The sequence below is a fragment of the Pseudotabrizicola alkalilacus genome (assembly GCF_003443995.1).
In the GTDB taxonomy this organism is placed as follows: Bacteria; Pseudomonadota; Alphaproteobacteria; order Rhodobacterales; family Rhodobacteraceae; genus Pseudotabrizicola; species Pseudotabrizicola alkalilacus.
This window is the reverse complement of record NZ_QWEY01000009.1, coordinates 35,156-61,561: the sequence shown is the minus strand read 5'-3', so window position 1 is coordinate 61,561 and position 26,406 is coordinate 35,156. Positions and strand designations below refer to the sequence as shown.

The following is a 26,406-nucleotide window of genomic DNA, read 5'->3' as shown; positions in this document are numbered from 1 at the left end:
TACACCGCGCAGGCGCAACAGGGGGACATGCCAATGCAGACTTTGCCGGGACTCGTCGTCACCGGGGCTTCGGGCCGGATGGGGCAGATGCTGATCCGCACGATTGCCGCGTCGGACAAGGCACGGCTGGCGGGCTGTCTGGAGCGTCCGGGCCACGCGTGGGTCGGTCGCGATGTGGGCGAATGCATGGGCGGCGGGCCGTTGGGCGTGCTGGTCACCGATGACCCGCTGGAGGCCTTTGCTCAGGCGCAGGGGGTGATCGACTTTACCGCACCGGCGGCCACCGTGGCATTTGCCGCGCTGGCGGCGCAGGCGCGGGCGGTGCATGTGATCGGCACCACCGGGTTGGAGCCGGAGCACATCGCTGCGATCGAGGCGGCGGCGCGGCATGCGGTGATCGTGCGCGCGGGCAACATGAGCCTTGGGGTCAACCTGCTGGTGCGGCTGACGCAAAAGGTGGCACAGGCTTTGGATGCCGACTGGGATATCGAAGTGGTGGAGGCGCATCACCGGATGAAGGTGGATGCGCCCTCGGGTACCGCGCTGATGCTGGGGCAGGCCGCCGCCGAGGGGCGCGGGGTGACGCTGGAGCAGGCGATGGTGTCGGGCCGTGACGGGATCACTGGCGCGCGCGAGCGCGGCACAATCGGGTTTTCCGCGATTCGCGGTGGCGATGTGGTGGGCGAGCATGATGTGATCTTTGCCGCCGATGGCGAGCGGATCGTGCTGCGCCATCTGGCCACCGACCGGACGATTTTCGCGCGCGGCGCATTGAAGGCAGCGTTGTGGGGCCAGGGGCAAAAGCCCGGGCATTATGACATGATGGATGTGCTGGGGCTGTAAGCCGCCAAAGTGAACCAAAAGCGTGTGGGCCTCGTATACCGTCGGTATTGATTGCCGAGGTCGCCATGCGCCGTTTGATCCTTGCCCTGCTGCTGTCTGCTCTCCCGACGCTGACGCTTGCCGAACCCGCAGGGGTGATCCGCGACAAGGATGCGTTTCTGGCGCTGGTCAACGGCAAGGAATTGCGGATCGGGCTGTATAATCTGTCTCTGAACGTCATGCCGGATCACAGGATCAGCCCTTGGTTGGGGGATCAGTGGCACATGGTCCTGGCAGGACGGGCATTTCTGCCGGGACATCGACTGGAGCGGCTATGCCATTCCCTACAACTGCCAGCTGGTCGAAGCGGTGACTGCAACCCAGCTGCGCTTTACCTCGGACAAGGGGCAAGGTCAGGCCGCGTCGTTCCGGCTGCGGTGAGGGACGAAGGTCAGAAGTCGATCGCCAGCCCCTTTTTCTCCCAGTCGCCATAGCGGACAGGTTCCGGGCCTTCTCTGCCTCCCAGCTCTGGCGGCAGCGTCAACGCTTCGGCATTGCGCCGACGCTCTGCGGCTTCGGCGAGAGCACGTTGCGCGGCGGGGGGAAGATCGGGTGTGTCGACGGTGTCGGTCATGGCGGCTTTCCTGTGCGTGTGGATTGATATACGGCCTTTGGCCAGCGAGACAAGACACACGACACAAGAGACAGGGGCATCGCAGGATGAAGGCCGTAACCGAAAGCGTCACCGCACGCAGTGCCGCCGTAGGCGTATTGAACGCGGTACTGGGCGAAGGCGAGATGCTGTCGCAGGTGGTGTTGCCCGATGCCCTGTCCGGGCCGGACCGGGCGCGGGCCGAGCGGCTGGCGACACAGGTGCTGCGCCAGCTGGACCGGATTGACCGGGTGTTGAAGCCGCTGTTGCGCAAGGCGCCGCCGCTTGCGGTGCTGAACATCCTGCGGCTGGCGGTTTATGAGCGCGCCGACGGGGCGGCGGCGCATGGCGTGGTGAATGAAGCGGTGTCGCTGGCGCGGCGCGGCAAGCGCACCACGCATCTGTCGGGGCTGGTGAATGCGGTCTTGCGCGCCCTGCCCGAAGTCGTCGATCTGGCGGCCCTGCCCCCGCCGCAGATGCCGCGCTGGCTGCGTCAGCCGATGGTGCATGCCTATGGCCGTGAGGCGGTGAGCGCGATTGAGGCGGTGCAGGCGCTGGTTCCGGCGGTGGATATCACGCCCAAGGCGGCGGCGGTTGCAGTGCCCGAGGGCGAGCGCCTGCCATCGGGCAGCATCCGTCTGGCCACACCGGGACAGATCACGCAGCTGCCGGGCTATGACGCGGGCGACTGGTGGGTGCAGGATGCGGCGGCGGCCATGGCGGTGCGGCTGATGACGGTGCAGCCGGGCGAGACGGTGCTGGATGTCTGCGCGGCCCCGGGGGGCAAGACGCTGCAACTGGCAGATGCCGGGGCGGTGGTGACGGCGCTGGATATCTCGGCCCCGCGCATGGCGCGGGTGGAGGAGAATCTGGCGCGCACGGGCCTGTCGGCCCGACTGGTTGTGGCCGACGCGCTGCACTGGTCGCCCGAGGAGCGGTTTGACGCGATCCTGCTGGATGCGCCCTGTTCGGCGACGGGCACCCTGCGGCGGCACCCCGATCTGCCGTTCATCAAGGACGGATCAGAGGTTGCGGGGCTGGTGGAGTTGCAGGCCGCGCTGCTGGACCGGGCGCTGGGCTGGCTCAAACCCGGCGGGCGGCTGGTCTATTGCACCTGCTCGCTGCTGCCAGCGGAAGGTGAGGAGCAACTGGCGGCGGCGCTGTTGCGGCATCCGGGCTTGGCTGTGGTGCCACCTGCGCTGACATGGCTGCCGCCCGAGTGGGTGACGCCGCAGGGCGGCGTGCGGCTGCGCCCGGATTATTGGGGCGGCATGGACGGGTTTTTCATCGCAACACTGACCGCGCCCTGACCGCCGAAACAGCCACTATTTACGCGGGGCAAACAGGCGGTAATAGGCCCAGTCGGGCAGGAATTGCGACACGCGGAACAGCCAGGAGAACATCAGCGGAAAGCTTTTCTTGAAGGCATCGCTGTTCATATGTTCAAACATCTCGCGCGCCGCTTGATCCGGCTCCATCAGAAAGGGCATTGAGAAGTCGTTCTTGTCGGTCAGGCGGGTGCGGATGAAACCGGGGTTGGCGACCTGCACATCAACGCCGCTGTCGCGCAGATCGGCATAAAGGCATTCGGCCAGCGACATCACCCCGGCCTTTGACGCGGTGTAGCCGATTGAACCCGGCAATCCGCGAAACCCCGACAGCGAGCCGGTGATCACCACATGGCCCGCGCCACGCGCCACCATGCCGGGCAGCACCGCGCCGATCACACGGGCGCAGCCGGTGAAGTTGACATCGCACATCGCCTCGACCTCATCGGCCTTCCACGCCTGCGCCTTGGTCGGCCAGTAGACACCCGCCAGATAAACCACGCCATCGACCGGGCCGATCTGATCGGCGGCGGCCTGAACCGAGGCGCGGTCCGACACATCGCAGGCCACGGCACTGCCCTTGCCCGCCAACGTAGACACAGCGGCGGTCAGACGATCCTCCGACCGGGCGGACAGGATGACCTCGGCCCCGGCGCGCGACAGCATCTGTGCGAGGGCGAGGCCCAGACCTTCGGATGCGCCCACCAGCCAATAGCGTTTTCCTGTCCACTCTCTCATTTCGGTCGTCTCCTTAACCCGGTCGTTTTCTGTCGTCTGCCACTCGACCTGCCACCATTGGGAAACGGAAGGCGGGTGACGATGGTTCCGTTCTTGGTCAGATGGATCGCGTCTGTTCCTCTCAAGGTCGTCTTCGTCCGGCGCTGGGTCAAGGCCTATGCCGGGGTTTCCCCGGTTTCGGTGGTGGCGAGCAGCGCCATGGCAAGGAGTTTGAGCGCACAGGGCAGCGCGGCGTAGAGCAGCGACAGGGCAAAGAGCGCATCGGCGGTGTTGGTGGTGCCGGGGGTGAAGCCAGCGGCCTGCAGCGCGGGCAGCAGCGTGGCGGCAGCAAGGGCGAGCGAGAGCTTGGAGACAAAGGACCACAGGCCAAACCCCGCGCCCTCGCCCCGGCCAAGACTGGCGAGGCGGCGGGCGAAGAGCGCAGGCAGCAGGGTGAGGTCAGCCCCGAGGGCTGCACCAGAGGCGGCGCAGATCAGGGCGAAGGGCAGGATATCGCCCTCGCGCAAGGCCACGGCCCAGAGAAAGGCGGCAATGGCGAGGGCCATGGCGGCGAGCAGGCTGCGTTTTGCCCCAAAGCGCGCGGCAGAGCGGCTCCACAAGGGCGCGGAGGCGGCGGCGGAGAGGAAGAACAGCAGGAGAAGCGCGCCCTCAAGACCGGGGGCGTTCAGGCGGCTTTCAACGAAGAACAGAAACAGGGTGGAGGTAACGGCAACCGGGGCGGCGTTCAAAAGCGCGATCAGCAACAGGCGGCGGGCGAACGGATCGGCGAGGATGGGGCGGAACAGGGCGAGGTCTGCGCCGGGGGATGTCGCGGGTGCAGGTGACGTGCTGACCCATTCGCGGCGCATCGCGGTGGCAGCGATCAGCGCGAGCAGGGCAAAGCCGATGGCAAAGCCGGTGAAGGGGGTCGCGGTCAGGCTGCCCAGCGCCACGGGTGCTACGGCAGCGGCAGAGACGCCAAGCAGCGATCCGGTCTCGCGCCAGCCGGCGAGGCGGAAGTGGCCTTTTGGGCCGAGTTGGGCGGCTTTCTCGACGCCCTGGGCGTAAAAGGTGATGGTAAGAAAGGAAAATCCGCTGAACAGCAGGGTCAGGGTCAGCGCGAACCATGCCAGCGGTGCGATGGGCGGGGTGACGGCAAACAGGCCGATCATCGCAAGCGCCATGATCAGGGCGGCGATCCAGACGAGGGTGGCGCGGTGTTTGCGCCCGGCTTCGGCCAGCCAGCCCAGAACTGGGTCTTGCACCACGTCAATCAGGCGCAGGGCCGCGAGAGTGAACCCGAGGGCGGCAAGACTGGTGCCGTAGGTATCAACGTAGAATTTCGGCGCGTGAATATAGATCGGCAGACCTGCGGCGGCGATCATCGCGGCAAAAAGCGACCACGGCCAGAGAGGCGCTGCAATCATCGGGTGACGTCTTTGGCCGGGGGCTGCGGACGGCTGCGGAACCTGGCACCCTTGAGCGCCAGTTTCAGCGCCTGCCAGTGGATCAGCGCCAGCACCCGGCGCGAGCCGAAGGGGCGGCGCAGGCAGGCGCGCAGGATGGCCCTGTTGGTCAGGGGCACACGCGGACCGGTCAGGTTGGTGTAGAGCCCGCCACCGGGTGCAGTGTAGTCGATCCAGATGCCGATGCGCGCCTCGGTCACGTCGAACCGGAAGGCGTAGCTGCCCTCGACGGGTTGGAACGGTGAGACGTGAAAGATCTTGCGGGCGGACAGAGTGTCTTCACGGGTGATCGGGGCGTGGGTGTCGTGATGGGCGAGGTAGGCGTGGCGGTCGCCATAGGTGTTCGACACCTCGGCAATCGCGGTGCGCAGATCGCCCGCCGCGTCATAGCACAGCCAGAATGACACCGGGTTGAACACATGGCCCAGAATGCGCGGCTGTGCCATCAGGATGATGCGGGCAGGCGCGGGCAGATCATGTGCGGCCAGCACCTCGCGCACCCAGACCGCCCCCCTGCCCTGCCCCGGCGGGCCGCCGTGGTCTGTGTCCCACAGCGCGGTCAGGTTGCGGCGGTTGCGGCTGAACAGCGAGGGGCCGCGCACAGGCGCTTCGGCATCAAGGGCCACATAATCCACGGTGTAGCGAAAGCTGTTGCGAACCGCGCCTTTGCGGCCATGAAAGGTTTCGCCGTGGATCAGGTCAACTGTCATGCAGCCACGCCAGAGGCGCTGCGGTGGCCCATTGCCTGCACCACATCAACGGCGCTGCCGATGCCGTCTTCGTGGAAGCCGTTCTTCATCCATGCGCCGCAGAACCATGTGTTGGCGGTGCCGTTCATCATGCGGATTGCCCCCTGCGCCGCGAGCGCGGCCGCGTCATAGACCGGATGGCGGAAGGTGTTGGTGTCATAAATACACTCCTCCCGGATCGTGCGGTTGCTGTTGAGCGTGACGAAATGCAGGTCATCCTGCGGGATCGGTTGCAGGCTGTTCATCCAGTAGGTCAGGTCGATCCGCTCCCCCGGCCCGCCCTTTGGTTCGACATAGGCCCAGCTGGACCATGTCTTGCGCAGGCGGGGCATCAGGCTTTGGTCGCAATGCAGCACCGCCTCGTTCTCTTGATAGCGGATTGCGCCTAGGGTTGCACGCTCTGCCGCTGTGGCGTCGGACAGCAGCGACAAGGTGTCATCGGAATGGGTGGCGAAGATCACATCATCAAACGCCTCCCATTCGGCACCATGGGCGCGGATATGGACCATTCCGTTTTCACGCCGCACCCCGGCGATGGCGGTGCCAAGGCGCAGGTCAACGCCCTGACGGGTCAGCGCAGACTGCAGCCGCTGGACATATTGCACAGAGCCACCCCTGACAGTGTACCATTGGTGCTGCCCTTCGGTATGCAGCAGGCGGTGATTGTCAAAGAACCGGATCATCGCCTCGGCCGGGAAATCCAGAATGCCCTTGGTCGGCGTGGACCAGATCGCGCCGGAAAACGGGGTGATGTAGTAATCACGGAAGTAATCGCCGGTGCCAAGGGCGGCCAGCAGATCGCGGATCACCATGCCGGGCTGTGCCACCCGCACCGCATGCTTGTTGAAGCGCAGGATATCGCGGATCATGCCGATAAACTTCGGATTGACCAGATTTTTGCGCTGCGCGAACAGCGTGTCCAGACTGGCCAGCGCATATTCGATGCGGCCACCGTCTATGCTGGCACCAAAGCTCATGGTGCTTTTGGCGGTGGGCACGTCAAGCTTTTCAAACAGCCGCACCAGATGCGGGTAGTTGACGTGGTTGAACACGATAAAGCCGGTGTCCACCGGCTGATCGCCGTGTTTGCCGGCCATGACGGTACGGGCATGTCCGCCAAGCCGCGCCTCTGCCTCATACAGCACCACGGCATTGGTATCGGCAAGCATATGCGCGGCTGACATGCCGGAAATTCCACCCCCGATGACTGCGATACGGCGGGGGGCAGAGGCGAGGGCTTCGAACGGCATGAGCAGGCTTTCGTTGAGCGCTATACTGGTTATACGCAGATGCAGCTTAACGGATCACTTGTCCAGTTATGTTGACACTCCTGACTTTACGATGCGGCGGCACACTCTCTTCGCCGAAAAGTGATCCGGCAGGGCTTTTGCCGCGTAGACGGTTCATGATGTTAGATGCCATGAGCCCCGAGAAACCGGATGCACCTGTCGGCCCACAGCTTTATGCTGCGGTCCAGACCATTGGTCTGCGGCGGAAAGGGAACCTGCGCTTGGTAGCGGATGCAGAGCAAACAGACTGGTCGGCACTGGTGTTCCGGGTGCGCGATCATCAGGACAAGGTGGCATTTGCCGCGCTGTTCCGGCATTTCGCACCGCGGGTGAAGGCGTTTCTGATGAAGTCCGGCGCCACGGAAGCGCTGGCCGAGGAATGTGCGCAGGATGTCATGGCGACGCTGTGGCAAAAAGCGCGTTTGTTTGATGCCGAGCGGGCCTCGGTGGCGACCTGGGTGTTCACCATCGCCCGCAACCGCCGGATCGACGCACTGCGCAAATCGCGCCGCCCCGAGCCGGAAGACCTGCCCTGGGGGCCGGAGCCTGAACCGGATCAGGCCGAGGTGTTCGAGGCGCAGCAAGAAACCGAACGGCTGGGGGCGGCGCTGTCGCGGTTGCCCCTGAAACAGCGCGTGTTGATCGAACGGGCCTATTTCGGCGACCTGTCACACAGCGAGATTGCGGCTGAAACCGGGCTGCCGCTGGGCACGATCAAATCGCGGATACGCCTGGCGCTGGAGCGGCTGCGCCATCAGATGGACGTGAAGGCAACAGAACGATGAAGATAAAGCACCACTTGTCGGATGAATTGTTGATGGCCTATGCGGCGGCGGAACTGCCCGAGGCGTTCAATCTGGTGATCGCGGCGCATCTGTCCTTGTGTGACGAATGCCGCGCCCGGTCGATGGCCTTTGACGCGCTGGGTGGCGCTGTGATCGAGGACAGCACCTGCGAGATGGCCGCGGGCAGTCTGGAGGCCTGTCTGTCGCGGATCGACGGGCTGGAACAGACCGAAGTGCCGGTGGCGCAGCCTGCGGGGGCAGTGTTGCCCGCGCCGGTGCAGGATTATGTCGGCGGCGGGCTGGAGGCAGTCAAGTGGCGGTCCTTGGGCATGGGGGTGCGTCAGGCCATTCTGCGAACCGGCGACAAGGGGGCTTCGGCCCGGTTGCTGTATATTCCTGCCGGGGCAGCCATGCCCGACCACGGCCACCGCGGGCTGGAGCTGACGCTGGTGTTGCAGGGCGCGTTCCGCGACGAGGCGGATCGCTTTGGCCGGGGCGATATAGAGATCGCGGATGACACGGTTGAACACACCCCGGTCGCAGAAGCGGGTGAGGCCTGCATTTGTCTGGTGGCGACCCAAGGCGCGCTGAAGTTCAACGCGCTGTTGCCGCGACTGGCACAGCCGTTTTTCCGGATCTGATTATTCGGCGGCGCTGGGGGCGATGACCGGCGTGGGCGGCGTATTGGCGATTTCCTCGAAATCGAAATTATCCAGACGACGGGCGCGTTTGGTGGCCTTTTCCGAGCTGATCTTGATCTCTTCAAGATCTTTTGAGGCCTGCCCGAAATGCCGGTCGAGGTTTTCGACACGGGTGCCCAGACGGTCGACATCGGCATAGAGCAGCGCCAACTCCTTGCGGATGGCCCCCGCCTGTTCGCGCATGCGGGCGTCTTTCAGAACCGCACGCATGGTGTTGAGCGTGGCCATGCACGTGGTCGGAGACACGATCCAGACCTTGACTGCGAAACCTTCGCGCACGATTTCGGGGAAGTTGGAGTGCAACTCGGCATAGACCGCCTCGGACGGCAGGAACATCAGCGCGCCGTCGGCGGTTTCGCCTTCGATGATGTATTTCTCGGCAATCGCGCGTATGTGCTGGCGCACCGCGCCGCGCATCAGCGTCGCCGCCTCTTGCGCCTGTCGCGGGTTTTCGGCGCGGCGGATCGCCTCGTAAGCCTCCAGCGGGAATTTGGCGTCGATCACGATCGGTCCCGGTGGGTTGGGCAGGTGGATCAGGCAATCGGCGCGGCGGTTGTTCGACAGCGTGGCCTGCATGGTATAGGCATCTTTCGGCAGGGCCTTTTGTACAATGTCATGCAGCTGGATTTCACCAAACGCGCCACGGGTCTGTTTGTTAGACAGAATATCCTGCAAGGACAGCACATTGCCCGATAGTTTCTCGATATTGGCCTGCGCCTTGTCGATGGTTTCCAGCCGCTGCTGGAGTTCCCCCAGACTGCGCGCGGTGCGGGTGGAGGTGCCGTGCAGCGACTCCCCCATCTGGCGCGAGACTTCGGCAAGGCGCTGTTCCATCACCTGCAGCATGGCAGTCTGGCTGACCGCCTGCGCCTCGGACACATGATGCAGGCCCCCGGCCAGCCGTTCCTGCCCGTCGCCCAGCTGCTGCACCCTTTGCGACAACCAGCCCATTTCGCGCATCAATGGCGCGGCCATGGTGGCAGAGCGGCCTGCGGCACGCAGGATCAGGGCGAGGAAGAGCACGAGGAACAGCGCGGCACCGCCAAGGATCAGCACCTCGGGGTCGGTGATCGCAAAAGTCTGGCCAAACAGCGTCATCATCTGCGTCCGAACAACCGTTCAATATCGTGGAGTTTCAGCTCCACATAGGTGGGGCGGCCGTGATTGCACTGGCCGGAATGCGGCGTCGCCTCCATCTCGCGCAACAGCGCGTTCATCTCTTCGGCGCGCATCTGGCGGCCGGAGCGGATGGAGCCGTGGCAGGCCATGCGCGACAGCACCGCGTCAATTTTGGCGCGGATCAAATGAGACTGGCCGGCATCGGCCAGCTCGTCCAGCACATCACGGATCAATGCGGCGGCGTTGACCGCGCCAAGGATCGCCGGGGTTTCGCGCACGGCGACGGCATTGCCGCCGAAAGGCTCAACGCGCAGGCCGATTTCGGCAAGCGTGGGCGCGGCATCAAGGATGCGGGCAGCGTCGGTCGCGGAAAGCTCGATGATTTCCGGGATCAGCAAGGCCTGTGCGGTGATGCCGGTGTCGGCCATCTGGCGCTTGAGGCGCTCGTAAACCAGCCGCTCATGCGCGGCGTGCTGGTCGACGATGACAATGCCGGTCGCAGTCTGGGCGATGATGTAGTTTTCATGCACCTGCGCGCGGGCTGCCCCGAGGGGGTGGCTGAGGTGGCTTTCATCGCGTGCTTCGCTGCGCTCTTCAAGCCGGGCGGTCGGCGCTTCGGCGAAGCCTGTGGCCGGTTCGGCGGGAGGAGACTCGGGGGCCTGAAAGGCGAAAGCGCGGGCGAATGTGGCCTGTGACGGGCGGTCCATCTGATAGACGGGACGCTCCGGGCGCATCGCGGCGAGGGTTTCACTGGCGACGGTGGTCGAGGCGCGATGGCCTGCGCCCGAAAGTGCCGTGCGCAGGCCGGTGATGATCAGGCTGCGGGCGGCATCGGGTTCGCGAAAGCGCACCTCAGCCTTGGCGGGGTGGACGTTGACGTCCACCCGTTCCGGGTCGCAATTCAGATTGAGCACCGCCGCCGGGTGGCGATCGCGTGACAGGAAGTCGAAATAGGCGACACGCAACGCGCCCAAGAGCAGCTTGTCGAGCACCGGGCGGCCATTGACGAAGACGAATTGCTGCGCGCCGGACCCGCGCGAATAGGTCGGCAATGCGGCATAGCCGGTCAGGTGCAGCCCGTCGCGGGGAATGTCGATGCGCAGGGCGTTCTGGGTGAAATCCGCGCCAAGGATGCCGGTCAGACGCCCATGAAGCGCATCAAAGAAATCGCCCGATTGCGGATCGGCGCGGAAGATCACGCGGCTGTCGCCATTCGAGGTTTCGGTCAGGGTAAAGCCGACATGCGGCTCGGCCATCGCCAAACGGCGGATCACCTCGGCAATCGCCTGCGCTTCGGCCCGGTCGGTGCGCAGGAATTTCAGCCGCGCCGGGGTGGCATAGAACAGATCGCGCAATTCGACCACGGTGCCACGGGTCAGCGCGGCGGGGCGCAGATCGCCGATGCGGCCACCGGCGACGCTGATCTGCGCGGCGTCATGCCCCTGCGCTCGCGAGGTCAGCGTCAGCCGCCCGACGGAACCGAGCGAGGCCAGCGCCTCGCCCCGGAACCCGAAGCTGTGGATGTTCAAAAGATCAGAGCCGTCGATTTTTGACGTGGCATGGCGGGCGATGGCCAGCGGCAGATCGGCTGCGGTCATGCCGCAGCCGTCATCCGTCACCCGGATCAGGGTCTTACCGCCGTCGGCGAAATCCACCGCGATGCGGGTGGCCCCCGCGTCGAGCGCGTTTTCCACCAGCTCCTTGACCGCCGACGCCGGACGCTCGACCACCTCGCCCGCCGCGATGCGGTTGATCGCAGCCTCATCCAACGGGCGGATCACGGGGCGGGACTCTGGGCGGTCTGTGGATATGTTGGGGGTGACGATGTTCATACCCCCAAGTCTAGCACCGCCCCGTGCGAAGGGCCACAGATTCTGTTTATCGCTTAGGTCAATCCGTCGTGGTGATGCCTTCGGGCTGGCCGACGACCACGAACCGCAGATCGCCCTCGCGGAACAGGGTGGCGGCCACGCGTTTGACATCGCCCATCGTCACCGCCTCCACCTTGGCATTGCGTGTTTGCGGATAATCGGGGCTAAGGCCGATCATCTGCATGCCGACCAGCATCGCGGCAATCGGGCCATTGCCATCAAACCGCAGCGGGTAATTGCCGGTGAGATAGGTCTTGGTCCGGTCCAGCTCTGCCTCGGTCACGCCTTCGGTCGCGATCTTGCGCCATTCGTCGCGGATCACCTCGATCGCCTGCCCCACGGTGCCATTGGCCGAAGAAAACTGACCCATCAGCATTTCGGCCTGATCATAGCCGATCAGATAGCTGCCGATGCCATAGGTCAGACCACGCCGGTCGCGCACCTCGGTCATCAGCCGCGCGGAAAAGCGGCCGCCGCCAAGGATCTCGTTGAGGATCGAGGCGGCGAAGAAGTCGGGATCGTCGCGCTTGATGCCTTCATGCGCGAAAAGCACGGTGGCTTGCGGGCCGGGGAAATCCTGCACGGTGATGCCGCCGGTCAGGTTCATTGGCGCGCGGTCCGGCAACGGGGCGCCGGTTTCGGGCAGACCACCCAGCAGGGTGTCGAGCAGCGGCCCCAGTTCGGCGGCGGTGATGTCACCCGCCGCAGCAACATAGATGCGGTCGCGGGCGATGGTGGCGCGGTGTGCGGCCAGCATGTCATCACGTGTCAGGGTGGTGACGGAGTCGATGGTGCCATCGCCGGTTGTCGCATAGGGATGGTCGGCAAAAGCCATCGCGCGCAGGCGCTGGCTGGCAAGCGTGCCGGGGTCTTTGGCATCGGCGCGCAGCCCGGCCAGCACCTGACCGCGTACGCGGTCTATCGCCTCGGGGTCAAAGCGCGGCTCGGTCAGGGCGCGGCGCAACAGGTCAACCGCCTGATCCCGGTTTTCGGTCAGGAACCGGGCAGAGACGCCGATGGAGTCCTGATCCGCTGAAAAGCTGTAGCTGGCGGCAAGGGAGTCGCGGGCGCGGGCAAAGCCCACAGAGTCGAGATCGCCGGTGCCTTCTTCGATCAGCGCGGTCATCAGGTTGATGGCCCCACGCTTGCCCGGCGCATCCAGTGAGGTGCCGCCGCGAAAGCGGATTTCCAGCGCGGTGAACGGGATGCCCGGCTCGGGGGCCAGCCAGGCGGTGATGCCGCCCGGCGAGGTGACCGTCTGGATCTCGATCTCGGCATGGGCCGGGAGGGCGAAGGTGAGCAGAAGGGCGGCGAGTTTGAGGAGTTTCATTCTGTAGCCTCTTCTGTCGGCATTTGTGCCGGGGCCTCTGCGGGTGTTTCTGCGGGCACCAGCTCGGGCGCTTGTGCCGGGGCATCAGCGGGCAACTCTGTCGGCATCAGCCAGCCGGTCACGGCGGCATTGCGGTTGAGCACGTCACGCGCGGCCTGCTGCACCTGTTCCGCGGTGACAGCATCCAGAACGTCGGGCCAATCCTGCACATCCTGCACGGTCAGGCCAACCGCCAGCGCCTCGCCATAGCGGCGGGCGAGACCGTCGACATTGTCACGGGAATAGATCTGAGAGGCGCGGATCTGGGTCTTGATGCGCGCGAAATCCTCGGGGTCGGGGCCGGTTTCGATGAATTCGGCGATCACCTCATCCATCGCGGCCTCGGCTGTTGCCAGATCGACACCGGGCATCGGCACGACGACCAGACCAAAGGTGGAGTTGTCCAGTGCGGTGCCATCGTAATAGGCCGAGGCATAGACCGCGACCGGATCAGGGCCGAACTGCAAGCCCTGGGCAAAAAGCGAGGTCTGGCCGGAGCCGCCCAGCAATTCGGCCAGAATGGTCAGAGCGGCGGCCTGCTGCTGGTCGCCCGGATTGCGTTCTGGGGCGAGGTAGGTGCGCAGGACATAGGGTTCTGACACACGCTCATCGGTCAGGGTGATGCGGCGTTCGGCAATCTGCGGCGGCTCGGACGGGCGGATACGGTCGGTGATGGCATCCGACGGGGTGAGCGGGCCGTAATGGGTCTGCGCCATGTCGCGCACCGCATCGGGCGTCACATCGCCTGCAACGACCAGAATGGCGTTGTTGGGCGCATAAAACCGCGTGTAGTGGTCAAGCGCGGCCTGACGGTCCAACCCCTCCATCTCGTGTTTCCAGCCGATGATGGGAATGCGGTAGGGGTGGTTCAGGAACTGGGCAGCGCGCATCTGTTCCTGCAACAGAGCGGCGGGGCTGCTGTCGGTGCGTTGTTTGCGTTCCTCGATGATCACGGCGCGTTCGGTGGTGATGTCCTCGTCCGAGATTTGCAGATTGCGCATCCGGTCGGATTCGATCTGCATCATCAGGTCCAGCCGGTCAGCCGCAACGCGCTGAAAATAGGCGGTGTAATCCCAACTGGTAAAGGCGTTGTCATTGCCGCCCTGCGCCTCGACCGTGGCAGAAAATTCACCGGGGGCAAGGGTTTCAGTGCCCTTGAACATCAGGTGTTCCAGAAAATGCGCGATGCCGGACTTGCCGGGGGCTTCATCGGCAGCGCCGGTGCGATACCAGACCATCTGGGTGACAACGGGGGCACGGTGGTCTTCGATCACCACCACCTCAAGTCCGTTGTTCAGGCGAAAGGTGGTGACATCATCGGCAAAGGCAGGGGAAGTGGCCAGTAGGCATAGCGCAAGTGTGCGACGCAGCATTGCGGGAGTATCCTTGATCGTTGCCCGGCAAAGCTACGCTGCGGGGCGCGATGCGCAAGCCCTGCCTACGGCAAAGTGACCAGAGGTCGCGGCGCGGCTATTCGCCGTCTTGTGGCGGCGGGGCAGACGGCGTGCGCACGCCGCGCTGACGCCAGCGCCACAATTCGGCGTGCTGATCCAGCGACTGGTCTTCATAGGCGCGGTAATAGACGTTCACGTTGAACAGACGTTCCAGCACGCGACCCTTGTTGTCGCGCCGCCATTGCAGATCTTCTGATGCGACGGTCTGCCGGATGCCTGCCGCCACACCATAGCGTGAGACATGGCTGACCAGACCGGCATCGAGCCCGGCTCCGGCGCCAGGGCGACCGCCAAGGGCGATGATCGCATCCGCCTCTGGCGTGGGGTCGGTGCGGTTGGTGCCGCCCAAGGTTGGTTCGGGCAGCTGCGCCAGATCGGTCGGCATTTCCAGTGCTTTGGGGGGCAGGATGCCGAATTCGTCCGGTCCGGCCGTGGTGGAGCGGATATTCATCAGCTGCGGCGGCTTGTCGCCAGCAGCGCAGCCAGCCAGAATCGCCGCGCAGGTCATCGCGAGGATTGTCCGTGCTGTCTGCATCATTGCCTCCACCAAGCCTAACGCCCCCGTCTTAGCGCAATCATCCGCCCGCGTCACGGGGTCTTTCGGCGGGGTTTGCGCGGTGTCTTATCTTTGCCGCCGCCGGTGAACAGCACAAGCCCCGCCGCCCCGGCAAAGATGGCAATATCGGCCACGTTAAAGGCATAGGGGTTTTCAAACCCGCAGCAGGACATGTTCAGGAAATCGGCCACCGCGCCGTAAAGGATGCGGTCGATCACATTGCCCAGCGCGCCGCCCACCAGCAGACCGGCAGAAATCTGCGTCCAGCGGCCCGGATTTTCGCGCCGGACCCAGACCCAGACCCAAGCCGAAATTGCCAGCGAAATCAGGATCAGACCCCAGCGCACCAGATCGGCATCATTGGCCAAGAGGCCAAAGTTGATCCCCCGGTTCCACGCCATGCGGAACACGAGGTATGGCGGCACCACCTCGATCACACCGCGCTCGATCAGGTTCAGGCCCTGCACCACGGCGACCTTGGAGGTCTGGTCGAGGGCAAAGGTGACAAGCGCGGTGAGAGTGGCTGTGCGCATGGGTCAGTGCCGGAAATGGCGCATGCCGGTGAAGACCATGGCAAGCCCGGCTTCATCCGCTGCGGCAATCACTTGCGCGTCATTCATGCTGCCGCCGGGCTGGATCACTGCCGTGGCCCCGGCCTCGGCCACTGTCAGCAGGCCATCGGGAAAGGGGAAGAACGCATCCGATGCCACGGCAGAGCCGATGGTGAGCGGCTGTGGCAGACCCAGCGCCTCGGCCATGTCCTGACTTTTGCGGGCGGCGATGCGGGTGCTGTCGACGCGGCTCATCTGACCGGCACCGACGCCGACGGTCGCGCCGTCCTTGACGTAGACGATGGCGTTGGATTTGACGTGTTTGGCGACTTTCCACGCGAACAAGAGGTCGGCGAGTTCAGCTTCGGTCGGCGCGCGTTTGGTCACCACTTTCAGGTCGGCATGGTTCAGCCAGCCGTTGTCACGGTCCTGCACCAGCATACCGCCGGAAACCTGTTTGAACGCCAGCCCCTGGCTGCGCGGGTCGGGCAGACCGGCAGTGGTCAGCAGGCGCAGGTTTTTCTTGCTGGCAAAGATCGCCTTTGCCTCGTCGCTGGCACCGGGGGCGATGACGACCTCGGTGAAAATCTTGACGATCTCTTCAGCGGTTTCGGCATCAAGTGGCTGGTTCAGCGCGACAATGCCGCCGAAAGCAGAGGTCTGGTCACACTGATAGGCGCGGATATAGGCGTCTTTCAGGCTGCTGGCACGACCCACGCCGCAAGGGTTGGCGTGTTTGATGATGGCGCAGGCCGGGCCCTGATCGGGGGCAAATTCGGCGACCAGCTCAAAGGCGGCGTCGGTGTCGTTGATGTTGTTGTAGGACAGTTCCTTGCCCTGCCACTGGCGGGCGGTCGCAACGCCTTCGCGCTTTGACCCGTCGGTGTAGAACGCCGCCGACTGATGCGGGTTTTCGCCATAGCGCAGGGTTTGCGCCAGTTTCCCGGCAAAAGACCGGTTGCGCGGGGCCTTTTCCTTGATCTGCCCCGCCAGCCAGGTGCTGACGGCGGTGTCATAGGCGGCGGTCTTGGCATAGGCCGACAGCGCCAGCTTCTGGCGGAAGGCAAGGCTGGTCGCGCCATCCTGCGCCTTGAGCTGATCCAGCAGCGGGGTGTAATCGGCAGGGTCGGTGACCACAGCGACGAATTTGTGGTTCTTGGCCGCCGCGCGGATCATCGCAGGGCCGCCGATGTCGATATTCTCGATACAGGTGGGGTGATCGGCGCCCTTGGCCACGGTTTCCTCGAACGGGTAGAGGTTGACGATCAGCAGATCAATCGGCTCGATCCCGTGGGCGGCCATGGCGACCAGATGTTCGTCATCATCGCGCAGCGCCAGCAACCCGCCATGCACCGCCGGGTGCAGGGTCTTGACCCGGCCATCCATCATCTCGGGAAAGCCCGTCACCTCGGACACATCACGGACCGGCAGACCGGCGGTGCGCAGCATGCCGGCTGTGCCGCCGGTCGAGATCAGCTCTACCCCCATGGCGTGCAGCGCGCGGGCCAGATCGAGCAGGCCGGATTTGTCGGAAACAGAAATCAGCGCGCGGCCGATGGGGACGAGGTTGGTCATGGAGCAGCCCTTTGGTCAGAGGGGGACCGGGGTGTCATCGCGGTCCAGATCGCGGATGGCCAGCGGAGTATCCTGTGCTTTGGCCAAGGTCCAGCCGATACGGGTTTCAATCTCGGCCGCAAAGCCCGAAAGCACGATCTGTTTGCTCGCGCGCGGCTTTAACCGGCCCCGTTCCAGATAAACTGACGGCTCCAGCGCCAGTTTCGCGCGGCTGTCATGGCGGAAAACCCAGATTTCGCCCGATTTCAGGGCGATTGAAACGGCGTTTCCGCCCATGTCGAGGGTCGAATCAGTGTCGGGATGAAGGTGGAACCGGATCGAAAACGCGATGCCTTGCAGGCCGGTGCCGGTCAGCACCTGCTCGAACCGGGCCTTGCCTTGCGGGTTCAGGGAAATGAGCGTCTCGGCCCCGACGATGTGGCGGCCATCGGATGACAAGGCCAGATCGCGGGCGTGGGTCAGCCCGTGAGTCAGTGCCCAACCGTCATGGGCCGCGTGCAGGGCCGCGCCCTCGGGCGTGGCTTGCTGGCGCAGGGTCAGCACGGCGGCGCGCTCTTCCAGCACATCACCCGACCCGGTGCCGAAGCGGGAGGAGGATACGCCGTCAATGCCCAGCGTGGAATGCGACGGCGTGGCCCGCCCTGCCCTGCGCCATTCGATGCCAAAGGGCGCGCCAGAGCCGCAATTGACCACCAGCGGTCTGCGGCCCGATGTCACCTCCATCGCGAGGGTGGAGGCATGGGCCGACCCACCTGCGCGCCCGCCGGGCGGGGCGGCAGCATCGAGAATGATCGAGGTGCGCCCGGATGACAGCCGCACAAAACCCATGGCCGGGGCATTGCCGTGACCCAGTGGCCTTTGCGGGCGGATGCCGGCGCTGGCGAGGGCCTGATCCAACCGCCCCTCGGCGCCTTTGCCGCCACCGTGAAACCGCGCCAGCCCGCCATCGGCGTGGCGCAGCGCGCGCAGGGTGGGGGCGATACGCTCGATCGCGTCAAGGTGATCATTCGGGACCGGATGGCCTGCTTCGGTCAGGGCCTGCGCGGCCCAGTTCAGCAGGGTGAACACCTCCAGCAGTTCTTCGGGATTGCGGGTGGTGATGCCGCCGCCTGCATCCACCTCGGCCCGCGCCTCGGTGGCAAGCGCAGCAACGGCAGGGCCGACCAGCGGCTCCATCCCGATCAGCGACAGACCGGCGTAGACAAGCCCGGTCAGCGCTTCGAACCGGGGCAGACCGGGGGCTGCACGGGCCCAATGGCGCGACAGATAGCGGGTCTGCACGGTCAGCGCGCGGTAATAGGCTTCGGTGGCGGTGCGGTCCGCGCCATTCAGCAGGAACAGCGCATGGTGAATCCAGCGGATCACCCGCCGCCCGGTCAGATCGGGCGTCCAGCCGGGGCCACGACCCGCGCCGAACCGGGCGATCCAGTCCTGCGTCCAGCCTTGGGCACGGGCACGGGCCTGAGCGTCGCCCAGCGCGGCCAGATCATCCAGCCAGACAAAGCCCTGCAATTCGGCGGCGTAATCGGCATCGGGCGGATCGATATCCCACAGCCCGGCGCCGGGGGATTCGATCAGATGGCCCGCGAACAGGAAATTGCCCGCAACCAGCTGCCGCCCCTTGGCCACCAGACCGATGGAGCGCGGCTCGGGAGAGGAGGAAAAGCCCTGCGCCACAGGGCCACGCGCAGCGCGCCAGACGGCAAGGCGCGCGCGCCAGCCGCCCGCGCCAAAGCTGCCCTGAGATGCGCGATGTGCCGCCATAAAGTTCCGCCCGCCCTGCCCGCCCGCGTTCCCGGTGCTTGTCAGGTTCGAGCATAGCCGATGCGCGGGGTCTGTGTCACGCAAGTAGAACGGAAACCCCGCGCGGCGCGGCTCAGGCCAGATGATCGACGCGGTTAAGGTACTGGACCAGACCCTGCACCTGATCCATCCACGCTGCGATCAGTCTGGGGTCATGCGGGGCGGGGTGTACCCCGGCGGGGATTTCGCGCCGGACCACGGCCTCGACTCCCAGCGACACCGGGACCGAGACCAGACGGGCCATGGCGGTGCCGCGCGCATCGCCTGCGGCATCCATCGCCCATGTCTCATGGAACACCGGCTTGCCGTCGCGCTCGGCCTTCAGCGACACGAACAGAACCACGCGGTCCGGCTCATCCGGGGCGTAAGAATTGTCTTTCAGCAGCGCATTGGCCCGCGCCGTCAACGCGGTGTCGATCTCGGCAGGGGATGCCCCCTCCAGCGCCTCGATCTCGGCAAAGATCGGGCCCCATGCCTCGGCCCAGCCGTTCAGCCGGATGGTGCCGCGCACAAAATCACGCAGTTTCCAGGCCGGATCAAAGCGGTAATCGGTGACAAACGGCAGGCTGTCGCGGTTCGGATAGACCTCGAACGATTCGGGCTGGGGCAGCGGCGCGTCATAGGCGGTGATCGCATCCCACGGGCGGTTGACCCGCAGCTCGGAGAAGTTGCGCAAGGAGCGCGACGGCGAGCGCAGGGCTTTGAGCACGCCAGCGGGGGCCCACGAGAATTTGTAGCGGAACGCATTGGGCTGTTTCGGGACACCGCCGCAATAGCTGGTAAAGCTGAGGATGTTGTCGGCGTGATAGGCGGGGCTGGCGCGGTAGCGCGCGACCAGATCATGCGCCATCAGGTGGTCAATGCCGGGATCGAGGCCGATCTCGTTCAGCGACACCAGACCCTTTTCGCGGAACTGCCCATCCAGCGCGCGCATGTCGGGCGCGATGTAGCTGGAGGAGACAAAGTTTGCATCTTTCTGCAAGCAAAGCTGCGCAATCGGCACATGCTGATCGGCGGGCAGCATGGAAATGGCGATGTCGCCGGGGTGCAGCGCATCGGACAGCGCCTGCAGCGTGAAGGCGCGGATGTCGGTGGCAATATCACCCACCGCCTCGCGCGCCTTGTCGACCGTGCGGTTCCACACCACCACGTCATGCCCGCCGTCAATCAGCCGTCGCAGACCGGGGATCGAGGACAGGCCGGTGCCGCACCAATGAATCGTCATTTCTGTATCCCCTCAGATTGTTGCGATGTGGCGGTCGTATTCTGGCTTTGCCCGGCCCCAGACGCCCGCATCCAAAGCGGTCAGTGTCAGCAGGCTGGGCAGGAGCTGGGCTGCGTAATCCTCACTGCTTTCCACCGGCAGCAGCGAGGGCAGGTTGTCGATGGCGGTCACGTCCAACGGCGGGTGGTCGGCCACGCGCAGCGCGGGGGCCGACCAGTCGGTGGCGCGGTCATAGACCTTGATCGGCGAGAAATCGGATGTGGGATCGCAGGCAATGTCGCCGATCACGGTCAGCGCGCGGGAGTCGGTTTTGGCCGACGCAGGTACGAACACCGGGCAGCCGGGGCGGGCGAGGATGCAGTTGAGGAAGATCTCGTGCTGCAGAACCTCAGGGAACGGGCCGCCACTTGCGGTCTCTGCCATATCCCATTTGGTGACGGTCACGCCCAAGGCTTCGCACAGGTCACTGGCCCCGGTGCCAACACGGCCCAGCGCGCCGATGACGATGGCGCGCGGGCGCAGCATGGAGTGCATTTCGGCTGCCAGATCATCCAGCAGCGCCTCACGCCCCACATATTTCGCGACTGGGCCGATCAGCGCGCCGCGCTGTTGCGCGGCCCAGGTTTTCAGTGCGACGGCAGCCCCGGCGTAGCCCGCCCAATAACCAAAGGCGGCAACACGGCGGCCATCTTCGTTGACCAGATATTCCAGATCATACAGCGTGCCGCCCCCGGCCTTGAACCGCCGCAGCAGCTCCTGACCCGCGGGCTGGCCCTTGTAGGCGTGACCGAACATGATGTGGCGGTGCGGCAGCGGGGTGCCGTCTTCGGGCAGTTCTTTCAGCCCGAAAATGATGGCATCGGCGGGGGCCTGCGGCCAGGTGTTTTCTTCGGCAATCTCCACCCCGGCCTGCACATAACCCTCCATCGGGATTGCGCGGACAGAAGATTTCTCGACCGTCACCCGCAGGCCCGCCTGCACCAATGCGGCGGCCCCTTCGGGCGTCAGGCCCACGCGTTCCTCATTCGGGCGCTGTTCGGCCCGGACCCAGAGATGTGTCATACGGTTGTTCCTTCGGTAACATAGCCGCGCCGCATCGCCCGTTTGCGCCACCGCTCGGCGGCCATGCAGGCATCGCGCAGGTTCGAGAACCAGACCAGCAGATGCTGACCGCCGCGCCCCTTTGGCCCCCATTCGCGGACCACGGAATATTCGCCAAACAGGTTATAAGCGACCTCGACCCGATAAAAGCGGGCGCGGGATTCGGCGGTGCGGGTCATGAGAAAGGTCAGCAAAAGGCGGCCTCCATCTGGTCTTTCGGGTTCAGAGTTATCAGATATGGCAGCGGGAAACAGGGGGAAAGCGATGCGCAAAGGGATGCTTGCAGTGTTGGGCCTCGCGCTGGCCGGGGGTCTGTGGTGGTGGTGGCAGGGGCGCTTGGCCAAGCCGCTGCCGCCGGAGGCGGTCACCGCACGGCTGGCGGTGCCGGTAGCGGCACCGACGGGGCCCGTGGCGGTGTATCACCTCGGGCATTCGCTGGTCGGGCGCGATATGCCCGCCCTGCTGGCACAGATGGCGGGTCACGATCATGCCAGCCAGCTGGGCTGGGGCAGCAGTCTGAAAGATCACTGGACCGGCACTGTCGCAGGGTTTGACACCGAGAATGCCCATGCCAAGCACCGCCCGGCGGGGGAAGCGGTGGACAGTGGCGATTACCCGGTGGTGGTGCTGACCGAGATGGTCGAGATCCGCGATGCGATCCGCTATCACGACAGCGCCCGGCATCTGGCGCTGTGGGCGGCGCGCGCGCGCATGGCGCGGCCCGATGTGCGGTTGTATCTGTATGAGACCTGGCACCGCACCGATGACGCCGAAGGCTGGCTGGAGCGGATTGACCGCGATGGCGCGCGCTATTGGCAGGGCGATCTGCTGGCGGGCGCGATGGCGCAGGACGGGGTGGGCGATATTTACGTGATCCCCGGTGGTCCGGTGATGGCAGCGGCGGTGCGCGCGATCGAGACGGGGGAGGTGCCCGGCCTGACCAGCCGCGACGATCTGTTTGCCCGCGATGACAGTGGCGCGGTGGATACGATCCACTTCAATGATGTCGGGGCCTATCTGATGGCGCTGACCCATTATGCGGTGATCTATCAGCGCAGCCCCGAGGGAATGGCCCCGGCTTTGACCCGCGCCGATGGCAGCCAGATCACGGGGCTGTCGGAAGACACCGCACTCGCCCTGCAACGGATAGTCTGGGACACGGTTTTTCGCTATGGTCTGACAGGCATGTCAAACGGTTAAGGTGACACGGTGGGATTTCTTGCGCTGTTGACGGATGTTCTGTTTGTGGGTCACAGCCTGATCGGGCCGGATCTGCCACCGTTGGTCGAGGGTGGCTTGCGGTTGATGGAGCGGCCCGCGAGTGTTTCGGCGCAGATCATCAACGGCGCGCCATTGCGGTTCAATCTGCAGAACTCGGCCAATGCCGAGGGCGTGGATGCGCGGGCGGAACTGGCCAAAGGCCAGACCGAGGTGCTGATCCTGACCGAGGCGATCCCGCTGGCCGAACACCTGCGCTGGAACGACACGCCGGGGGCGATTGCGGCTTTCGCGGAGCTGGCAAAGGCGGGCAATCCGGAGGTGCGGGTGTTTGTCTATGAGACCTGGCACAGCCGCAACGGCGCGGTGGTGGAGGGCGATCCGAACTCTGCCCTGCCTTGGCGCGAGCGGCTGACGGCGGATCTGCCGCTGTGGGAGGGGGCGTTGCGCGAGTCGGGGGCGGAGGTGGCGCTGGTTCCAGCTGGGCAGGCGATGGCGCGGCTGTCGGATGCTGTGGCGGCAGGCACGGTGCCGGGTGTTGCGTCGATGGACGACTTCTTTTCCGACGACATTCATCTGTCGGACAAGGGCAGGTATTTCGTGGCACTTGTGCATCTTGCGGCGATCACCGGAACCTCGCCCGAGGGGTTGCCCGCGCAGATGACGCGCGCGTGGCGAAGCCGCGAGGCGGTGATTGCCGATGATCTGGCGGCTGTCTTGCAGCGGCTGGCCTGGGAGGCGGTGAGTGGTTATTCCCCCGCGGCGGTGACAGCTGAGACCGAGCCTGCCCCTGTTCAGGTGCAGACGGCAGCGGATGCGCCGGAGGCCGAGGTGGTGGCGCCTGTGCCCGCCCCTGCCCCACCCATCGCGCAGACCGTGATCGACCCGACGGCGCTGACGCCGATCACCAACCCGAACCTTGCGCTGGGGCTGCATGGCATCACCGACTGGTCGGTGCAGCAGCCTTTCCTTGATGTGATGAAAACCGCCCGCGAATGGACCGGGCATCTGCCAGGACAGTATGGCGGCTGGGACCATGACCGGCTGGCGGCGGCGGGGGCGTTGGGGTTAAACGGCTGGCCCGTCGCCATTCCACCCGAGATCACCGGGATTTCAACATTGGTTCTGGTGGACCTGCCCGCAGATGCGGGTGGCGTGGCCGGGCGCTATCTGGTCCACTTTGCGGGTAAGGGCGGGTTGCGGATCGAGGGGCGGGCGCAGAATGTGGTCATCGGCGACGGGATGGCGCAGTTTGACTTCACGCCCGGCGAGGGCGGGGTGGTGCTGACACTGGACAGCATCGACGCCGTTGACCCGATCCGCGATATCGTCATCGTGCGCGAGGACCGGGCGGCGCTGCTGGCCGGGGGGGCGGTGTTCAACCCCGACTGGCTGAGCCGCTTGCGCGGGGTGAAAACCATCCGGCTGATGGACTGGATGCGAACCAATGACAGCAAGCTTGCGCAGCTGGAAGATCGACCGCAGCCGGAAGATTACACCTGGACCCGGATCGGCGCGCCGATCGAGGTGATGGTGGCGCTGGCCAATGCGCTGGATGCGAACCCATGGTTTACGATGCCGCATCTGGCGAGCGATGCTTTGGTGCGGTTCTACGCAGAGGCCGCGCGCGACGGGCTGGAACCGGGGCTGGTGGCGCATGTCGAGTTTTCCAACGAGGTCTGGAACTGGCAGTTCGATCAGGCGGCCTGGGCCGAGGAGCAGGGCCGCGCGCGCTGGGGTGGCGACTCGAAATGGGTGCAGTATTATGCGCAGCGTGCGGGCGAGGTGGCAACGATCTGGGCCGATGTTTATGGCGATGAGGCCGAGACCCGGCTGGTGCGGATTCTGGCGACCCAGACCGGCTGGCTGGGGCTGGAAGACCAGATCCTGACCGCCCCGGATGTGATTGCCGAGGGCGGGGTGGCCCCCGCCACGCTGTTCGATGCCTGGGCCATCACCGGCTATTTCAGTGCTCTGCTGGGCAGCGATGAAAAGGCGGCCATGGTGCGGGACTGGATCACGGAGTCAGAGGCCGCAGCCCGCGCAGTGGCGCAGGCACAGGGCTTGCAAGGCGCAGAGGCGGAAGCCTTTGTGACGGCACATCGCTTTGATCTGGCGGTGGCAAGGGCGGTGCCCGAGCTGGAAAGCGGCGCAGTGACCGGCAAGCCGGAGGACAGTGTGGACGATTACCTGACCCGCACCTTGCCGCATCAGGCGCAGGCGGCGGCGGCGCATGGGTTGCGGCTGATGATGTATGAAGGCGGCAGCCATGTGGTGGGGCATGGCGCGCAGGTCGATGACGATCTGCTGACCGCGTTCTTTGTGCATCTGAGCTATACGCCCGAGATGGCGCAGCTGTATGACCGGGTGTTGCAAGGCTGGGCGGCAGTGACGCCGGAGCCGTTCAACGCCTTTGTCGATCTGGCCAGCCCCGGCAAATGGGGCAGCTGGGGCGCGCTGCGGCATCTGGGCGATGACAATCCGCGCTGGCAGGTTCTGGCCAAAGGGTGCCTTGGGTGCTGAGCGTCATCATCCCGGCCTCGAACGAGGCGGGCTATATTGGCGCGTGTCTGCGCCATCTGTGCGCATCAGATGCGGCGGCGGTGCAGGTGATCGTGGTGGCAAATGGTTGCCGCGACGCCACCGCCGACGTGACGCGCGAGACGCTGGCCACGCATCTGCCAGAGGGGTGGACCAGCACGGTGCTGGATCTGGCACAGGGCTCAAAGCCCGGCGCGCTGAATGCGGGCGATGCGGTGGCGGAGCATCCGGTGCGGGTTTATCTGGATGCCGATGTGTTGGTGTCGCCGGGGTTGCTGTCGGCGCTTGTGGCGGCGTTGGCGACTGAGGCCCCGCGCTATGCCAGCGGCACGCCGGTTATTCCGCGCGCGCGCAGTGCGTTGACGCGGGCCTATGCGCGGTTCTGGCAGCGGTTGCCGTTCAACCAGACGACAGCGCCCGGCTACGGGCTGTTTGCGGTGAATGGGGCGGGGCGGGCGCGGTGGAATGCGTTCCCGGCGATCATTTCGGATGATACCTTTGTGCGGTTGCAGTTTCTGCCGGATGAGCGGGTGCAGGTTGCAGACCCCTATCTCTGGCCAATGATCGAGGGGTTTGCGGCGCTGGTGTGGGTGCGCAGGCGACAGGATGCCGGGGTGCGGGAGCTGGAGACGCAGTATCCGGCGCTGCTGACGCGCGAGGGCAAACCGGCGCTGACCAAAGCCGCGCTGCTGCGGCTGGTGGCGACAGATCCGGTGGGGTTTGGCTGCTATGCAGCGGTTTCGCTGGCCGTGCGGATGAAACGCGGCGGAGCAGGGTTTACACGCGGGCGGTAAACATTGCGCAGCCCCCACCCCATCCCTCCCCACAAGGGGGAGGGGGCCGCTTGTTGGGTGTGTTCGGCTGCGCGCCATCGCTCACCGCTTGTGGGGGCGTTGATCAGGTCCGGCTTTCCAGAACCGTGATCAGCGCCCGCGCCTCTGGCGTGGGCGCGGCCTCGACCCTTGTGTAGTCGCGGCAATCAGGGCTGCGGGTCACCAGCTTCAGCTCTACCATGGTGCGGCGCAGGATGGCGGCATCGCCAAAGCTGTGCCAGCGGTTCAGCGTGTCGCTGATCTGGCGCTCGGTCAGGACGACCCGTGCAGGAAGCCGTGCCCACAGCGCACGGACCGCAAGCCGCTGCAGGCCGGTGCGGGCGGGCCAGGTGGCCAGCCTGCCCTGCGCATCAAAATGGCGCAGGACGGCGGTGATCTGGGCCTGATCAAGGACAGGTGCGGGCGTCTGCTGCGCCGGTGTTTGCGTGGCGCGCAGGTGCTGCACGTTGCGAAACCCTGCAGCACGGGCAACGATGTTCATCAGGGCCAGGTGGCCGGGGGCGGTTGGCTGGGCCTGCAGATGCTGGCGCAGCGATCTGGTAAAGGCCGACAGATCGGCCACGGGCAAGGGGGTGACGGTTCGCGTCATGGCATCCTCATGGTCAGGCCCTTGCGCATCGGAGTCACCGGCTTGCGATCGGGCCCCATGGGGACAAGGATCGGGTAAAAGGCGCAGGTTTA

Annotated in this window: 25 protein-coding genes; 8 read left to right on the top strand and 17 right to left on the bottom strand. The window is 65.4% G+C overall.

All coding sequences use genetic code 11. The features are described 5' to 3' along the window. Positions 1-33 precede the first annotated feature (33 nt). Positions 34-843, top strand: a complete 810-nt coding sequence (dapB, locus tag D1012_RS15550; RefSeq protein ID WP_118154613.1) for a 4-hydroxy-tetrahydrodipicolinate reductase — start codon at positions 34-36, stop codon at positions 841-843. 65 nt (positions 844-908) lie between these two features. Beyond that, positions 909-1,316 (top strand): hypothetical protein, encoded by a 408-nt coding sequence (locus D1012_RS22495; protein ID WP_147335714.1) that lies wholly within the window; start codon positions 909-911, stop codon positions 1,314-1,316. Here the strand turns inward: D1012_RS22495 and D1012_RS15545 are convergent. Continuing rightward, on the bottom strand, positions 1,274-1,456 hold the full coding sequence (locus D1012_RS15545; RefSeq protein ID WP_118154262.1) for a DUF1674 domain-containing protein: 183 nt from the start codon (positions 1,454-1,456) through the stop codon (positions 1,274-1,276). The two genes, D1012_RS22495 and D1012_RS15545, sit on opposite strands and share 43 nt — an antisense overlap. A gap of 86 nt (positions 1,457-1,542) precedes the next feature. Between D1012_RS15545 and D1012_RS15540 the strand changes: the two genes are divergently transcribed. Continuing rightward, positions 1,543-2,784 carry an RsmB/NOP family class I SAM-dependent RNA methyltransferase gene (locus D1012_RS15540; RefSeq protein WP_118154259.1) on the top strand — a complete coding sequence of 414 codons (1,242 nt, stop codon included), beginning with the start codon at positions 1,543-1,545 and terminating at the stop codon, positions 2,782-2,784. A 15-nt stretch (positions 2,785-2,799) separates the two neighbouring features. On the opposite strand, the gene D1012_RS15535 is transcribed toward D1012_RS15540, so the two are convergent. The 4 genes from D1012_RS15535 to D1012_RS15520 form a co-directional block, all read right to left on the bottom strand. Next, entirely contained in the window at positions 2,800-3,540 is a 741-nt protein-coding gene (locus D1012_RS15535; RefSeq protein ID WP_118154256.1) for an SDR family NAD(P)-dependent oxidoreductase, read from the bottom strand. A gap of 155 nt (positions 3,541-3,695) precedes the next feature. Beyond that, on the bottom strand, positions 3,696-4,943 hold the full coding sequence (locus D1012_RS15530; protein ID WP_199489533.1) for an MFS transporter: 1,248 nt from the start codon (positions 4,941-4,943) through the stop codon (positions 3,696-3,698). Next, positions 4,943-5,695 (bottom strand): DUF1365 domain-containing protein, encoded by a 753-nt coding sequence (locus tag D1012_RS15525; RefSeq protein ID WP_118154250.1) that lies wholly within the window; start codon positions 5,693-5,695, stop codon positions 4,943-4,945. Before D1012_RS15525 ends, D1012_RS15530 begins: the two co-directional genes overlap by 1 nt. Then, the gene (locus tag D1012_RS15520; protein WP_118154247.1) at positions 5,692-6,984 is read right to left on the bottom strand and encodes an NAD(P)/FAD-dependent oxidoreductase; all 1,293 of its coding nucleotides are present in this window, start codon (positions 6,982-6,984) and stop codon (positions 5,692-5,694) included. The genes D1012_RS15525 and D1012_RS15520 overlap by 4 nt, the downstream gene beginning before the upstream one ends. 170 nt (positions 6,985-7,154) lie before the next feature. Here D1012_RS15520 and D1012_RS15515 point away from each other — a divergent pair, with 170 nt between their 5' ends. Continuing rightward, entirely contained in the window at positions 7,155-7,808 is a 654-nt protein-coding gene (locus D1012_RS15515) for a sigma-70 family RNA polymerase sigma factor (protein ID WP_290427075.1), read from the top strand. Next, the gene (locus tag D1012_RS15510) at positions 7,805-8,449 is read left to right on the top strand and encodes a ChrR family anti-sigma-E factor (protein WP_118154241.1); all 645 of its coding nucleotides are present in this window, start codon (positions 7,805-7,807) and stop codon (positions 8,447-8,449) included. The genes D1012_RS15515 and D1012_RS15510 overlap by 4 nt, the downstream gene beginning before the upstream one ends. On the opposite strand, the gene D1012_RS15505 is transcribed toward D1012_RS15510, so the two are convergent. From D1012_RS15505 to D1012_RS15455, 11 genes are all read right to left on the bottom strand, one after another. Then, on the bottom strand, positions 8,450-9,610 hold the full coding sequence (locus D1012_RS15505) for a DNA recombination protein RmuC (RefSeq protein WP_118154238.1): 1,161 nt from the start codon (positions 9,608-9,610) through the stop codon (positions 8,450-8,452). Then, a complete protein-coding gene (gene mutL, locus D1012_RS15500; RefSeq protein WP_118154235.1) occupies positions 9,607-11,460 on the bottom strand; it encodes a DNA mismatch repair endonuclease MutL in 1,854 nt (617 codons plus the stop codon). Before mutL ends, D1012_RS15505 begins: the two co-directional genes overlap by 4 nt. Positions 11,461-11,518: 58 nt before the next feature. Next, positions 11,519-12,829 (bottom strand): M16 family metallopeptidase, encoded by a 1,311-nt coding sequence (locus D1012_RS15495; RefSeq protein ID WP_118154232.1) that lies wholly within the window; start codon positions 12,827-12,829, stop codon positions 11,519-11,521. Then, on the bottom strand, positions 12,826-14,241 hold the full coding sequence (locus tag D1012_RS15490; protein ID WP_118154229.1) for a M16 family metallopeptidase: 1,416 nt from the start codon (positions 14,239-14,241) through the stop codon (positions 12,826-12,828). The genes D1012_RS15495 and D1012_RS15490 overlap by 4 nt, the downstream gene beginning before the upstream one ends. A gap of 97 nt (positions 14,242-14,338) precedes the next feature. Further along, positions 14,339-14,857 carry a DUF3035 domain-containing protein gene (locus D1012_RS15485; protein ID WP_118154610.1) on the bottom strand — a complete coding sequence of 173 codons (519 nt, stop codon included), beginning with the start codon at positions 14,855-14,857 and terminating at the stop codon, positions 14,339-14,341. A 53-nt stretch (positions 14,858-14,910) separates the two neighbouring features. Then, positions 14,911-15,411 carry a signal peptidase II gene (gene lspA / locus D1012_RS15480; RefSeq protein WP_118154226.1) on the bottom strand — a complete coding sequence of 167 codons (501 nt, stop codon included), beginning with the start codon at positions 15,409-15,411 and terminating at the stop codon, positions 14,911-14,913. 3 nt (positions 15,412-15,414) lie between these two features. Beyond that, positions 15,415-17,004 carry a bifunctional phosphoribosylaminoimidazolecarboxamide formyltransferase/IMP cyclohydrolase gene (purH, locus tag D1012_RS15475; protein WP_118154223.1) on the bottom strand — a complete coding sequence of 530 codons (1,590 nt, stop codon included), beginning with the start codon at positions 17,002-17,004 and terminating at the stop codon, positions 15,415-15,417. 15 nt (positions 17,005-17,019) lie between these two features. Continuing rightward, complete coding sequence (locus tag D1012_RS15470; protein ID WP_118154220.1) at positions 17,020-18,768, bottom strand: heparinase II/III family protein; 1,749 nt, start codon at positions 18,766-18,768, stop codon at positions 17,020-17,022. A gap of 112 nt (positions 18,769-18,880) precedes the next feature. Beyond that, entirely contained in the window at positions 18,881-20,032 is a 1,152-nt protein-coding gene (locus tag D1012_RS15465) for a saccharopine dehydrogenase C-terminal domain-containing protein (protein ID WP_118154217.1), read from the bottom strand. A 12-nt stretch (positions 20,033-20,044) separates the two neighbouring features. After that, positions 20,045-21,094, bottom strand: coding sequence for a saccharopine dehydrogenase (locus D1012_RS15460; protein WP_118154214.1), 1,050 nt, complete (start codon positions 21,092-21,094; stop codon positions 20,045-20,047). Next, positions 21,091-21,327, bottom strand: a complete 237-nt coding sequence (locus D1012_RS15455; protein ID WP_118154211.1) for a WGR domain-containing protein — start codon at positions 21,325-21,327, stop codon at positions 21,091-21,093. Before D1012_RS15455 ends, D1012_RS15460 begins: the two co-directional genes overlap by 4 nt. Positions 21,328-21,397: 70 nt before the next feature. On the opposite strand from D1012_RS15455, the gene D1012_RS15450 reads away from it, so the two are divergent. The 3 genes from D1012_RS15450 to D1012_RS15440 are packed head-to-tail and all read left to right on the top strand — an operon-like array spanning position 21,398 to position 25,686. Continuing rightward, complete coding sequence (locus D1012_RS15450) at positions 21,398-22,333, top strand: hypothetical protein (RefSeq protein WP_233517146.1); 936 nt, start codon at positions 21,398-21,400, stop codon at positions 22,331-22,333. Positions 22,334-22,342: 9 nt separating this feature from the next. Continuing rightward, on the top strand, positions 22,343-24,874 hold the full coding sequence (locus D1012_RS15445; RefSeq protein ID WP_118154208.1) for a hypothetical protein: 2,532 nt from the start codon (positions 22,343-22,345) through the stop codon (positions 24,872-24,874). Beyond that, the gene (locus D1012_RS15440) at positions 24,868-25,686 is read left to right on the top strand and encodes a glycosyltransferase (RefSeq protein WP_435530926.1); all 819 of its coding nucleotides are present in this window, start codon (positions 24,868-24,870) and stop codon (positions 25,684-25,686) included. The genes D1012_RS15445 and D1012_RS15440 overlap by 7 nt, the downstream gene beginning before the upstream one ends. 103 nt (positions 25,687-25,789) lie before the next feature. On the opposite strand, the gene D1012_RS15435 is transcribed toward D1012_RS15440, so the two are convergent. Next, positions 25,790-26,314: a DUF2087 domain-containing protein gene (locus D1012_RS15435; RefSeq protein WP_118154203.1), complete on the bottom strand. Its 525-nt coding sequence runs from the start codon at positions 26,312-26,314 to the stop codon at positions 25,790-25,792. Positions 26,315-26,406 lie beyond the last annotated feature (92 nt).